The following is a 12,688-nucleotide window of genomic DNA, read 5'->3' on the forward strand; positions in this document are numbered from 1 at the left end:
CGTCAGCGGGCCCAGGGCGGTACGAGCCGCTCCAAGTTCTTGGGTGCCAGGTCGCAAGCGTCCGGCTCCGACACCCCGCTCGGGTTGTACACCTGAGTCCCCGCCGGCCCGACCACCACCGACACGAACCCCCGCTCCCCGTCGGCGAACATCTGCCGGCTCACATCGGCCGGCAACACCATCGTGTCCCCAGCCCCCACCTCGAATCGCCGCCCACCGAGCTCGACCACGGCGGCCCCTTCCAGCCACGTCCACACCAGTTCGGCGTCGAACGCGTGCACCGGCCCCACCATGCCCGGCTTGGCGTCCACCCGCCAGACGGCCTGCCCCGCCTGCCCCTGGGTCGGGGAGGCGAGGGTGGTCATCACCCCGTTGGGCGTATCGACCTTGCGGGACTCACCCGCCGACACCACGGACATCATGCGATCCACGGCGGAGTGCCGTAGTCGGCACCGTCAGGGGCGAAGGCGCGGGCGCCGGCGGCCCCGGTGACGACGGCGGTGTAGCCGGTGCCGGGGTCGGCCAGGACCCGCCGCACGGTACGGGCGGGCATGACGACCGTGTCACCAGCGGCCACCGCGTATCTCTCCCCGCCCAGCTCGACGATCGCCGCTCCCGCGACCCAGCTCCACACCTGCTCACTGTCGAAGTCGTGCACGGGCCCCTCGGCCCCCGGCTTGGCCTCGACCTTCCACAGGGCCCTGGAGGCCCCTCCCTGCGTCGGCGAGGCGAACGTCGTCATGACCCCGCCAGGAGTCTCCGACCGACGCGCCTCGGCGTCACGTATGACGGTCATCGCCGCTTTACCCCCTAAGATAGGCAACCACGTTGTCCATATAGTTAACCAGGTTGTCTATCGTGTCAAGTTACGGCTTCGAACTCCCGCTACGCCTGCTGCTCGCGTTCAGGATGTTGATCGACGAACTGCACTCAGAACTGGCCCGGCAAGGCCACCCGGACATCAGGCCCATGCACGGCTTCGTCATGCAGGCGATCGGCCCGGGCGGCACCACGGCCGTCGAACTGGGCCGTACGCTGGGCGTCTCCAAACAGGCCGCCGGCAAGACCATCGACACCCTGGAACGCGTCGGCTACGTCGAACGCGCCACGGATCCTCAGGACACCAGACGCAAGATCGTCCGCCTGACCCCGTACGGCATGGACGCCCTCAACCGCTCGGCCCGCATCTTCGACGACCTCCGCGCCCGCTGGGCGGACGAGCTCGGCGAGGACCGCCTGAGCGCCCTGGAATCCGACCTCCGCAGAATGACCCCGGGCAACCCCTGGCGCCTGGACACACCGGGCTGGTTCGGCAACCTCTAGACCCGTTCCTCGCCCGCTCCACCCACAGGGCCCACGAAATTCGAGCTGGGGCGCCAGCCCCCGGGAAACGCGGGGCAGCCGCACCTCAAGGAGCGGCCACCGACGCGCGAAATACCACCCCTAGGCGGCCAGTTGCAGCCCCAGGCTGGTCAGACTGGTACGCGCCCAAGCCAGCTCCTCAGCCAGCAGGGACACCAGAGCCCCCGGCCCCTTGGCCCGCCCGGGAACGGTCAGATTGTGGGTCTCGACCTCGATGTGCGCACTCCCGCTGACCGCCCCCGACAACATGGCCGTCAACGTGTCATGCAACACCGCCCCCGTACTGCTGGGCGTCTCCCCCGTGTGGTTGTGCACGTGCCCGAGCTTGACCACAGGCGCGCCGGCCTTGGCCAGCCCCTTGAGCGTCGCCCCCGCCTCCTCGTCCCCGCAGGCCAGGTGACAGGCGTCCAGGCACACACCCAGGTGCTCGGAGTCGATCCCGCACACCCGCTCCAGCGCCTGCTCGGTCGTCTCCAGCACGCACCCGGGCCACGGCTCGAACCCGACCCTGATCGTCTTCCCCGAGGTGCTGTAGATGCCGCGCAACTCGCGGGCCAGCCGCTCCAGCCGCCGGGTGGCGATGGCGTGCAGGTCGGCGGGCCAGTCGCGGCGCCAGCCGATGGGGATCGTCGAGATGCTGCCGAACCGTACGTCCTCGGGCAGCAGGAACGCCAGGATCTTGGCCAGCGCCATGGTGTAGCGGTAGCGCTCGGGCTTGGCCCAGTCGGGGCCGGGGACCTCCTGGTTGCGTCCGCCGGTGCCGTTGAGGCTCACGACCTCCAGGCCGCGCTCCTCCAGGGAGCGGCGCAGCCGTACGAGCTCGATGCGGTCAGCCGTGAGGTGGTCGGCGACGCTCGGGGACAACCAGAGCCCGACGCCCATGCGCTCCACGCCCAGCCGCTTGCGCACCGGGACGGCGTATCGGGTCAGATGGGCGATGAGGTTCTCCAGGTCCTCAGCGGGGTGGACGCCTGCGTTGTAGGCGAGGTGAACGAGCGTTCCGTCGATGTGACGCAGGCGCATCGGTTTCCTCCACGGCTTGCTTGTGTGTTCCCGTCGCCCGCCTCGCACGTGCGAACCCTGGGAAAGCATGCCTGCTTGCGGGTGGCGCGCGCGTCCGCCCTGAGTTGATTTCCGGCTACTCCCCAGGGAGCAGCAAACCCTCAGCGTAGGAACACGATCTTGTGTCTCACTTGGATGAGACCTGGTTAAGCTCTACGCAGTGTAGTACTACTCGCGGTGGCGGTACACCCGTGTGTCCAACAATTACGCAACGACGGCGAGCTTCTCACTTCTCGGCCATTCCGGATGTGAGGATCTACGAAACGCCGCTCATCGCCCCGGTCGGCGGTCCTCAGACAAACAGGGAAAAGAGTAGTCAGGTACGCCTCAATGGGCGCACACGGGCAGCCTCAGGCCGCCGTACGGCCTCGTCCGCGACGAGACCTGGACCGCCATGGCCTGCCCGTGCGCGCGCCGGCGTACCCGAATGCCGAGTGGGCAGGCTCACACGCCCGGAGAGACCCGCGTGGTCACGTTGATCCGGTTCCAGGTGTTGATCATGGCGATGGCCACGACGAGCACCGCGAGCTGCTCCTCGCTGTAGTGCTCGGCCGCCTGCTGCCACACCGCGTCGGGCACGGCCTCGCGATCGGCCAGCCTGGTCGCCTCCTCCGTCAGCGCCAGCGCGGCCCGCTCCTCCGGTGTGAACACGGTGGCCTCGCGCCACGCCGCGACCATCCAGAGCCGCTCGTCGCTCTCACCGGCCTTCTTCATGTCGCGGCTGTGCATGTCCACGCAGTAGGCGCAGCCGTTGATCTGGCTGGCCCGCAGCTTGACCAGCTCCAGTGTGGCGGCGGGCACTCCGCTGTCGTGCAACAGCTTCTCCACCGAGAACAGGTGGCGGTACACCTCGGGGACCTGCTTGGCGACGTTGATCCGCTGAGACATGGAAACCTCCGTAGCTTTTCGTCGTACGCCAACTAGGACAAGACGCGCCCTCCCGCTGTGACAACCACGGGCGAAAAGCCTCCTACCGAGACCGCCCGACCGTATGCGAAAGCCCCCGTGTGAAACGTACTCACACGGGGGCTTCCGTCAGACCGGTAGGTCAGTTCTGGATCGGAGCGGCGATCGCCGCCGCCGAGTCCGGAACCTGCGAGGCGGACTCGCCCTTGAAGACGAAGACGGCGTTGTCGCCCTCGCCCTCGACCGTCACCTTGACGACCTGCCCCGGCCGGAGCTCACCGTAAAGGATCTTCTCCGACAGGGAGTCCTCCAGCTCGCGCTGGATCGTGCGCCGCAGCGGCCGTGCGCCCATGACGGGGTCGTAGCCCCGCTCGGCCAGCAGCTGCTTGGCCTCGGTCGAGACGTCGAGGCTCATGTCGCGGTCCTTCAGCCTGGAGTCGACCTGGTTGAGCATCAGGTCCACGATCAGGATGATCTCGGCCGGCGTGAGCTGGTGGAAGACCACGATGTCGTCGACACGGTTGAGGAACTCGGGCCGGAAGTGCTGCTTGAGCTCCTCCTGCACCTTGCTCTTCATCCGGTCGTAGTTGGAGTCGGCGTCGTTGGACTTCGCGAACCCGACCCCGATGCCCTTGGAGATGTCACGGGTGCCGAGGTTGGTGGTCATGATGATGACCGTGTTCTTGAAGTCGACCACCCGGCCCTGGGCGTCGGTCAGGCGACCGTCTTCCAGGATCTGCAGCAGCGAGTTGAAGATGTCGGGGTGGGCCTTCTCGATCTCGTCGAACAGGACCACGGAGAACGGCTTGCGCCGCACCTTCTCGGTGAGCTGGCCGCCCTCCTCGTAGCCGACGTAGCCGGGAGGCGAGCCGAACAGCCTGGAGACGGTGTGCTTCTCCATGAACTCCGACATGTCCAGGCTGATCAGAGAGTCTTCGTCGCCGAAGAGGAACTCCGCCAGAGCCTTGGACAGCTCGGTCTTACCGACACCGGAGGGACCCGCGAAGATGAACGAGCCACCGGGACGGCGCGGGTCCTTCAGACCGGCGCGGGTGCGCCGGATGGACCGCGACAGACCCTTGATGGCGTCGTCCTGGCCGATGATCCGCTTGTGGAGCTCGTCCTCCATGCGGAGCAGGCGCTGCGACTCCTCCTCGGTCAGCTTGAAGACCGGGATGCCGGTGGCGGTGGCCAGGACCTCGGCGATGAGCTCCGAGGTGACCTCGGCCACGACGTCCATGTCGCCGGCCTTCCACTCCTTCTCCCGCCGCTCGCGCTTGAGCTGGAGCTGCTTCTCCTGGTCCCGGAGGGCAGCCGCCTTCTCGAAGTCCTGCGCGTCGATCGCGGACTCCTTGTCGCGGCGGACGTTGGCGATCTTCTCGTCGTATTCGCGCAGGTCCGGCGGAGCGGTCATCCTGCGGATGCGCATCCGGGAACCGGCCTCGTCGATGAGGTCGATCGCCTTGTCGGGCAGGTAGCGGTCGCTGATGTAGCGATCGGCCAGCTGCGCCGCGGCGACCAGCGCGTCGTCGGTGATCGACACGCGGTGGTGCGCCTCGTAGCGGTCGCGCAGACCCTTCAGGATCTCGATCGTGTGGCTGAGAGAGGGCTCGGCCACCTGGATCGGCTGGAAACGGCGCTCCAGCGCGGCGTCCTTCTCCAGGTATTTCCGGTATTCGTCGAGCGTGGTCGCGCCGATCGTCTGCAGCTCGCCGCGGGCCAGCATCGGCTTGAGGATGCTGGCGGCGTCGATCGCGCCCTCGGCGGCGCCCGCACCCACGAGGGTGTGCAGCTCGTCGATGAACAGGATGATGTCGCCGCGCGTGCGGATCTCCTTGAGCACCTTCTTCAGGCGCTCTTCGAAGTCACCGCGGTAGCGGGAGCCGGCGACCAGGGCGCCGAGGTCAAGCGTGTAGAGCTGCTTGTCCTTCAGCGTCTCGGGCACCTCGCCCCTGACGATCTTCTGCGACAGGCCCTCGACGACGGCGGTCTTGCCGACGCCGGGCTCGCCGATGAGAACGGGGTTGTTCTTGGTCCTCCTGGAGAGGACCTGCATGACCCGCTCGATCTCCTTCTCGCGGCCGATGACCGGGTCCAGCTTGCCCTCGCGGGCCGCCTGGGTCAGGTTGCGGCCAAACTGGTCGAGCACCAGGGACGTCGACGGGGCCGCCTCCTGCGGACCGCCCGCGGCGGCCGGCTCCTTGCCCTGGTAGCCGTGGAGCAACTGGATGACCTGCTGCCTGACACGGTTGAGATCAGCTCCAAGCTTGACCAGCACCTGGGCAGCCACACCCTCACCCTCGCGGATGAGCCCGAGCAGGATGTGCTCGGTGCCGATGTAGTTGTGACCCAGCTGCAAAGCCTCACGGAGCGACAGCTCGAGGACCTTCTTGGCCCGCGGGGTGAACGGAATGTGCCCCGACGGAGCCGACTGGCCCTGGCCGATGATCTCCTCGACCTGCTGGCGCACACCCTCAAGGCTGATGCCGAGGCTCTCCAGAGCCTTGGCGGCTACGCCCTCACCTTCATGGATCAAACCAAGAAGAATGTGCTCAGTGCCGATGTAGTTGTGGTTGAGCATCCTGGCCTCTTCTTGGGCCAAGACGACAACACGCCTCGCTCGGTCGGTGAACCTCTCGAACATCTCGTCGCTCCTCACAGAGCGGTCAGTCAGGCCGGTAAATCCGGTCCCGTCCTCCCGCATGTTAGCCCTGGCTCGGCGAACCGTGCCCACTGCCGCTGACACGCTCTATATCAGAGACGTTCCCCGAGAGCAGGGCGTTCACCCTCCATCCAACTACCGTTCGGGGGTGACGTGTTCCCGATACGCCGCAAGCGAACGAGGTTTACGCCGCTTCAGAGAAGCGGCTGTCAATTGCCGCCCGCGGCGTGCCTGATCCCACACGGACCGGCCGTCGGACGTCAGGCCCGAAGCCGGCGCGGGGACGCCTCTTCGGCCGCGCATCGGAGATGCCGCGTCCGTATCTGTTACGCAATCATCCTATGTCCCCCACGCAATGCTTGGCCAAGCGAGCGGGGCTACGCCCTGGGCACAACGCCGCACGGACCGCATCCCGCACCTGCCGCCCCTCATCCGGTACGCGTGGTACGCACGGTAATCGGTAATGCCGTCATCCGGTCAGCCGGGTTACCGAACTCATCCCGCATCATGAGACGCCGTCCCCGGCACTGTGCGGCATTCGCCGGCTCACCTTGCACACGGAATCCGCCGACTCACAGCGCACTCACAGCTTGATGGCATTGTGGGCGCGTGCCGGGGAAGCGGCATTGTGTGAGGCAAGCTCATGCTCTCGGGTTATGCTCCTCCGGGCAGATCCAGGGGCCCGGGTTATCCGGAGCTCCAGCACATCCGTACCGGCCGGGTTTTCCGGGGGCGCCGGGCATCCGTAACGGGAGGGTTATCCCGGGGTCGCGCGCATCCATACGGGGGCCGGAACGCCGTCGAGGGCGGGGATTTAGCGCTACAGCGCGTGAAGACCGTCGCGGGGTTAACGACACCCGCGATTTCCCTGTGGCCCGTTCCATGTAGGAGACCGGCCCCGTCGCCGTCGTGACAATGCGTACGGGGCCGCCATGCCTCATTCAACGTACGATCGGCACACACACTATGCGCGGCGCTGTCACATATCCGAACAGCGGCCAGTGAATCGGCGGCAGAGTCAGGCCGGAACGCACGCCCAAAACGCCCACATTTGGGCGTATCTGGAGACCTTCGTCCGAGACGGTCCCGGTTTCGGGAACGCCACAGAAACGATCATGCGCTTATGGCGGCCGCCGGGGTCCAAGGCGAGCATCATAAGCGCATGGTCGAGAGCCGGCCCCTTAGTGAGCAGCTTCGTACTTCTCCACGACAGTCGAGGCGATGCGGCCGCGCTCGCTGACCGGCAGGCCGTGAGCCTTGGCCCACTGCCGGATCTCCGAGCTCTTCTCGCGGCTCATCGCGCGGTTGCCGCCGCGACCGCGGCGACGTGTGGATACGGCGCCCGCCCTGCGCGCGTGCTGCACGAAAGGCGTGAGAGCGTCCCTCAGCTTCTTCGCGTTAAGGTCGCTGAGGTCAATCTCATAGGAGGAGCCGTCAATAGCGAAGCTGACCGTCTCATTGGCCTCGCCCCCATCGAGGTCATCGATGAGAATCTCCTGGATCTGCTTGGCCATGTACGCAATCCTTTCGCGGAGCATTGTTTCATTCGCCTGCCCAAACATATACCCGGAAAGGCGTGGAGACAATTCAGCGCTACGGGGATTCGGCTGACTAGCCGATCAGTTCTGGCTCTCGGGCTGATCCTCGCGGTTTCGACGGCCTCCCAGCGCCTCGGACCGGACCAACTTCACGACGCCAAAGATGAAGGCTCCACCCACCACCACCGGGGGGAGGAGCGCTGACAATACGTCTGTTAGGGCTTCCATTCGTCCTCAGCCTCCACGGCTAGCGGGGTTTCGGGGGCGCATTAAGCGCTGGAGCGCGGCCACGGGGAGCCCGCTCCCTCATGACACGCAGGCGACAACCACCCGCACCCGACCATAGCGGCACAGAGATGCCCTGCGTGTCGCAGGGGCGCCAACATCCGGCAACCCGGACGCCCCATAGCCTAATGCCAGTCTCTCCAGGCTCCTTACCGGATCAAGCGAAAATTTTGCGAAAAGGCATCGGCGCAGGTACGGCTGACTCAGCGAAGATCTTTTACGACGCGTGTTCCCGCCAGCCTGTCGTGCGGCCCCCGCTCCAGCGGCTTGTCGATCAGGATGAGCAACCCCACCCCGAACAGCAGCATTCCGGCCAGCAGATTGACGACCGGAATGCCCATCAGCATGACGGGCGCCGGATAGACCAGCGCTCGTTTGAGCAGAGCACGGGGCGGAAGACCGGCCGGAGCCAGGCGAATCCTCATGATCGCCTTACCGAAGGTGCGCCCGTGGCGGGAATGCGCCCGCCAGTCGTAGACCGCATAACCCAGCCCCGCCGCCAACCACGCGAACACGCCCGGCAGACGCCCGCCGAACACCTCCGACATCCCGACAGTTCGGAAGAAGCCCCACAGCACGATGAACAGAATGTAATAGAAGACCCCGAAGACGAGTGCTTCAATCAGTCGGGCAGCGAGGCGTTCCCACCATTCCGCGGGCCGCGTGTCCTGCCACGGCGCCGTCCCGGCCATAACTCCCACCTCGCGTCATCGGCGGCTCGGGGTCTCCAGGACAACATTCTCTACGGAGCGGGCGGACAAAACACAGGGGCCGGCGGGAAGCCGGCCCCTGTTTTGCGTGTGCGGAAGACTACTTGATCTTCACCACCACGGTCTTCGCGAACTTGTCCGCGAAGGTCTGGTGCAGCGGCTTGTCCCAGAGCTGCGACGCTCCGTTGAGCGCGTAGGCGACGCCCGCGAGCAGGGCCCCGAGGATGGGCACCCAGTAGAGGATGTAGCCGCCCACGGTCAGCACCGCCCGCTTGACCGCCACGTCGGTCGGCAGGCCGCCGGCTTGCACGTGCCCGCCCACCTGGACGGCCTTGATGCCCAGCACCATCTTCCCGACCGTCTGGCCCTTCATCTTGTGAAGGATGAAGTCGTAGACGACGTAGATGATGGTCGCCAAGACCGAGACGGCCACGTAGTACAGCAGGGCGAAGGTGAGGCCGGTGGTGAGCCCCGTGATCGAGCTGTACGAGGGGTACAGCGGGGTGAGGATGAGCTGGACCACGACCAGCACGATGCCGAAGATGACGCCGTCGATGATCCTGGCCACCAGTCGCTGCCACCACTCCGCCAGCGGAGCCGGAGCCCCGGGCGGCTGGACGCCGACCGGCTGGCCGTAGGGCTGCCCGTAGCCGGGCTGGCCGTAGCCGCCCTGCGCGTACTGCTGCGGCTGCTGACCGTAGCCGGGCTGCCCGCCGTACTGCTGCTGCTGCGGGTCGGCGTACTGCTGCTGAGCGTAGCCCTGCTGGCCGTAGTCCTGCTGGCCGTAGCCGGGCTGGGACTGCTGCTGCTGGCCGTAGTCCTGCTGCTGGCCGTAGCCGGGCTGCTGCCCGTAGTCCTGCTGCTGCCCGTACTGAGGCTGCTGGCCGTAGCCGGGCTGCGACTGGGGCTGCTGCCCATATGGGGCCTGCTGGCCGGACTGCGGCTGCTGGCCGTAGCCCTGCTGCTGCCCGTAGTCCTGCTGCTGGCCGTAGCCGGGCTGCTGGCCGTAGTCCTGCTGGCCGTAACCAGGCTGGGACTGCTGCTGCTGGCCGTAGCCGGGCTGCTGGCCGTAGTCCTGCTGGCCGTAACCGGGCTGGGACTGCTGCTGCTGCTGCCCGTATTGAGGCTGCTGGCCGGACTGCGGCTGCTGACCGTAGCCCTGCTGCTGCCCGTATTGAGGTTGCTGGCCGGACTGCGGTTGCTGACCGTAGCCCTGCTGCTGACCGTACTGGGCCTGCTGGCCGTAGTCCGGCTGGGACTGCTGCTGCTGGCCGTAGCCCTGCTGCTGGCCATAGTCCTGCTGGCCGTAACCGGGCTGGGGCTGCTGCTGCCCATACTGGGGCTGTTGCTGGCCGTAGCCCTGCTGCTGTTGTTGTTGTCCGTACTGGGGCTGCTGCCCGTAGGCGTCGTCCGCCCGGTAGCCGACCACAGTGACGTCGGGGTCGGGCTCGCCGGGGTGGCGGCCCGTGTTCTGCTGCTGCCCGTAGGGGGTGCCAGGCGCAGAATTCTCGCCGGAATCGTCCTGTGGGTACGGCGGCTGTCCGGTGCTCACCGTGTCACCTCGCTCCAAGTGCGCATGTGGCACGTGTCAGGACACATGCCTGTGCTGCCCAACGTATCGACATAGGTATCAACAATCACCTTTCCAACTGGTCAAGGTCTGCGTCACCCGATGTCAGATGGAGCAGCATGCGGGTGTTGCCCAGGGTGTTCGGTTTGACGTGTTCCAGGTCGAGGAACTCCGCCACACCCTCGTCGTACGAGGCCAGCAGTTCGGCGTACACCTCGGGTGAGACCGGAGTGCCCTGAATCGGGCGAAAGCCATGTCTCGCGAAGAAGTCGACCTCAAAAGTCAGACAGAATACACGTTGCAGACCTAGATCTTTTGCGTGCTGTATCAACGCAGAGACGATCCGATGGCCGACGCCCATCCCCCGGCACTCGGGATCCACGGCCACGGTGCGAACCTCCGCGAGGTCCTCCCACAGCACGTGGAGCGCGCCGCAGCCGACGACCTGCCCTCCCCGCTCGGCCACCCAGAATTCCTGTACGTCCTCGTACAGCGTGACCGTGGCCTTCTTCAGAAGCCGCGGCCCCGCGCCCGCGTAGGTGTCCACCAGAGCCCTGACCAAGCGCACGTCAGGCGTGCGGGCACGCCTGACCACGACCGCGCTCTCGGGCGCGGTCTCGGACGCTGTCAGTTCGGCCACCTGCTCCATGGCTCTCCAGAGTACAGATGTCATTACGGCTCAGACCTAACTCCCATGTCTCGGCCCATCCTGTTACATGTGTTGGTCATATGGGCGCGTGCCTGCATGCCCTGGCCGGGTTGGGGTGAGGGCGACGGCAAAGAGGACATAAAGTCTGTTCTGCACGAGTGTGCACGAGATCACCTTGTGACCCTTCGGTTGTGAAACCTCTACAGACTCGGCAGTTCTGGTTGAGCACGAACCTGGAGTGCATTAGTGTCCTGCGACGATGTTCCCTGCGTGTCGCCCCCGTATCGGCGCGCGAGGAACACGCCCAATCCCCGCGAGGGGAGCCGGGGACCCGCCGGTGACGTCCTCCAGCGTCACCAATGGGGTGAATCCGAGCGTTCGGTAGGGCTGCTCCGGCCCGAACCCGTCAGCTAACCCGGTAGGCGTCTATGAGAGGAGCTGGTTGGTGAAGCGCACGCTCAACGGTGGGGGGAAGACGGCGGGCAAGAACGCCCGCCCTCCGGAACGGGCCAGGCGACCACATCGGTTCGGTGTGGTGAGTCTCACAATCGCCGCATTCCTGATCGCCATCCCCGTCGGCTCGGCGTCGGCTGACCCCAAACCCTCGCTCCAGGCCCTGGCCAAGCAGGTCAACAAGATGCACACGGAGATCGAGACGCTGACCGAGCAGTACAACGGCCAGCGGGAGAAGCTCAAGACCGCCAAGAAGTCCGCCGAGGCCGCGGAGAAGACGTTGTCGACCAGCGAGGCCGACCTGGCGGCCAAGCGCGCCAAGGCCGCCATGCTCGCCGAGAACGCCTACATGACCGGCGGCCTGGGCAAGGCGCTGGCGTTCACCACCTCCCAGGACCCCGACACCTTCCTCGACCGCGCCGCCACCACCTACATCCTCGAGCAGCAGCAGGGCGAGGAGGTCAACCAGGTCACCAAGGCCAGGGAGGCCGCCGAGCGCGCCAAGTCCGGGGCCAAGACGCGTATCGAGGAGGTCCAGAAGCTCGTCAGCGAGCTCGAGACCAAGCGCAGTAAGATCACCAACCTGGTGACCAGGGTGGAGAGCAACCTGTTCAAGCGGGCGCTGGGCGAGGCCGGACAGGCCGGCACGCGGGCGCAGCGCGTCAACCTGCCGATCATCGGCGGCGGCAAGGCGGCGCAGGCGGCCCGGTGGGCGCTCACACAGCAGCTCAAGCCGTATGTCTGGGGCGCCTCAGGCCCCAGCACCTACGACTGCTCAGGGCTGGTCATGGCGGCCTACCAGAAGGTGGGCATCTCCCTGCCGCACTACACCGGCAGCCAGTGGACCGCGGGCAGGCACATCTCACGCTCCGAGCTGCGGCCGGGCGACCTGGTGTTCTTCTACGGCGACCTGCACCACGTGGGCATCTACCTCGGCGGGGGCATGATGGTGCACGCGCCGCAGACCGGTGACGTGGTACGGATCGCCTCACTCGACCGGCGGCCGTTCGCCGGCGCGGTGCGCATAGCCGACTGAGCCGACTGAGCCGACTGAGCCGGCCACAACCGACTGAGCCGGCCGAGCCGACCTGCCATCACATTTCCCCGTGGCCGCCCGCCGCTAGATCAACTGGCGGCGGGCCGCCCACGCCACGGCCTCGATCGCCGTGGCCACACCGATGCGGTCGCAGATGCCCCGCAACCTCCGGCGCACGGTACGACCGCTGATATCCAGACGTCTGCCCACTCGATCTACTGTGACCCCCTTGGCAAGCTCCGCCAATAACGCGACGTCCGCATGGCTCAGCTCAACACCTTCAGTGAGCACATCCATCGGGAGCCCTCCCCCCCAACAGCAACCTTTGACCTCACAACCGGGCCAAAGTCGCTCCTCGCAGACGGTAAACGCATCCTGGAAAGGTCGTCAAGCACGATAATCGCCACGCTTGACGAATGCTATTGACATGATCCGATATATATGGCGTACTGCCG

Annotated in this window: 12 protein-coding genes and 1 riboswitch; of the genes, 2 read left to right on the forward strand and 10 right to left on the reverse strand. The window is 66.4% G+C overall.

Annotation, left to right across the window (positions count from 1 at the left end):
* Window positions 1–2: 2 nt before the first annotated feature.
* Both ACFPZ3_RS03725 and ACFPZ3_RS03730 read right to left on the reverse strand, forming a co-directional pair.
* Window positions 3–422: a cupin domain-containing protein gene (locus tag ACFPZ3_RS03725; protein WP_379512504.1), complete on the reverse strand. Its 420-nt coding sequence runs from the start codon at window positions 420–422 to the stop codon at window positions 3–5.
* Complete coding sequence (locus ACFPZ3_RS03730; RefSeq protein WP_379512505.1) at window positions 419–796, reverse strand: cupin domain-containing protein; 378 nt, start codon at window positions 794–796, stop codon at window positions 419–421. The genes ACFPZ3_RS03725 and ACFPZ3_RS03730 overlap by 4 nt, the downstream gene beginning before the upstream one ends.
* A 62-nt stretch (window positions 797–858) precedes the next feature.
* Between ACFPZ3_RS03730 and ACFPZ3_RS03735 the strand changes: the two genes are divergently transcribed.
* A complete protein-coding gene (locus ACFPZ3_RS03735; protein ID WP_379512768.1) occupies window positions 859–1,323 on the forward strand; it encodes a MarR family winged helix-turn-helix transcriptional regulator in 465 nt (154 codons plus the stop codon).
* A 120-nt stretch (window positions 1,324–1,443) separates the two neighbouring features.
* On the opposite strand, the gene ACFPZ3_RS03740 is transcribed toward ACFPZ3_RS03735, so the two are convergent.
* The 7 genes from ACFPZ3_RS03740 to ACFPZ3_RS03770 form a co-directional block, all read right to left on the reverse strand.
* On the reverse strand, window positions 1,444–2,385 hold the full coding sequence (locus tag ACFPZ3_RS03740) for a sugar phosphate isomerase/epimerase family protein (RefSeq protein WP_379512506.1): 942 nt from the start codon (window positions 2,383–2,385) through the stop codon (window positions 1,444–1,446).
* Between the two features lie 483 nt (window positions 2,386–2,868).
* Window positions 2,869–3,312, reverse strand: a complete 444-nt coding sequence (locus ACFPZ3_RS03745) for a carboxymuconolactone decarboxylase family protein (protein WP_379512507.1) — start codon at window positions 3,310–3,312, stop codon at window positions 2,869–2,871.
* A 160-nt stretch (window positions 3,313–3,472) separates the two neighbouring features.
* A complete protein-coding gene (locus ACFPZ3_RS03750) occupies window positions 3,473–5,974 on the reverse strand; it encodes an ATP-dependent Clp protease ATP-binding subunit (protein WP_379512508.1) in 2,502 nt (833 codons plus the stop codon).
* A 1,199-nt stretch (window positions 5,975–7,173) separates the two neighbouring features.
* A complete protein-coding gene (locus ACFPZ3_RS03755; RefSeq protein ID WP_043615857.1) occupies window positions 7,174–7,506 on the reverse strand; it encodes a histone-like nucleoid-structuring protein Lsr2 in 333 nt (110 codons plus the stop codon).
* 512 nt (window positions 7,507–8,018) lie between these two features.
* Complete coding sequence (locus ACFPZ3_RS03760) at window positions 8,019–8,507, reverse strand: RDD family protein (protein WP_379512509.1); 489 nt, start codon at window positions 8,505–8,507, stop codon at window positions 8,019–8,021.
* Between the two features lie 118 nt (window positions 8,508–8,625).
* Window positions 8,626–10,077, reverse strand: a complete 1,452-nt coding sequence (locus tag ACFPZ3_RS03765) for an RDD family protein (protein ID WP_379512510.1) — start codon at window positions 10,075–10,077, stop codon at window positions 8,626–8,628.
* Window positions 10,078–10,162: 85 nt separating this feature from the next.
* Window positions 10,163–10,744 (reverse strand): amino-acid N-acetyltransferase, encoded by a 582-nt coding sequence (locus ACFPZ3_RS03770; protein WP_379512511.1) that lies wholly within the window; start codon window positions 10,742–10,744, stop codon window positions 10,163–10,165.
* Between the two features lie 291 nt (window positions 10,745–11,035).
* Window positions 11,036–11,184: riboswitch (cyclic di-AMP (ydaO/yuaA leader) on the forward strand.
* Window positions 11,185–11,189: 5 nt separating this feature from the next.
* On the opposite strand from ACFPZ3_RS03770, the gene ACFPZ3_RS03775 reads away from it, so the two are divergent.
* On the forward strand, window positions 11,190–12,233 hold the full coding sequence (locus ACFPZ3_RS03775; protein WP_379512512.1) for a C40 family peptidase: 1,044 nt from the start codon (window positions 11,190–11,192) through the stop codon (window positions 12,231–12,233).
* Window positions 12,234–12,317: 84 nt separating this feature from the next.
* Here ACFPZ3_RS03775 and ACFPZ3_RS03780 read toward each other — a convergent pair whose 3' ends face one another.
* Window positions 12,318–12,530, reverse strand: a complete 213-nt coding sequence (locus ACFPZ3_RS03780) for a LuxR C-terminal-related transcriptional regulator (protein ID WP_379512513.1) — start codon at window positions 12,528–12,530, stop codon at window positions 12,318–12,320.
* Between the last annotated feature and the right edge of the window lie 158 nt (window positions 12,531–12,688).

It is taken from the genome of Nonomuraea insulae (assembly GCF_042656245.1).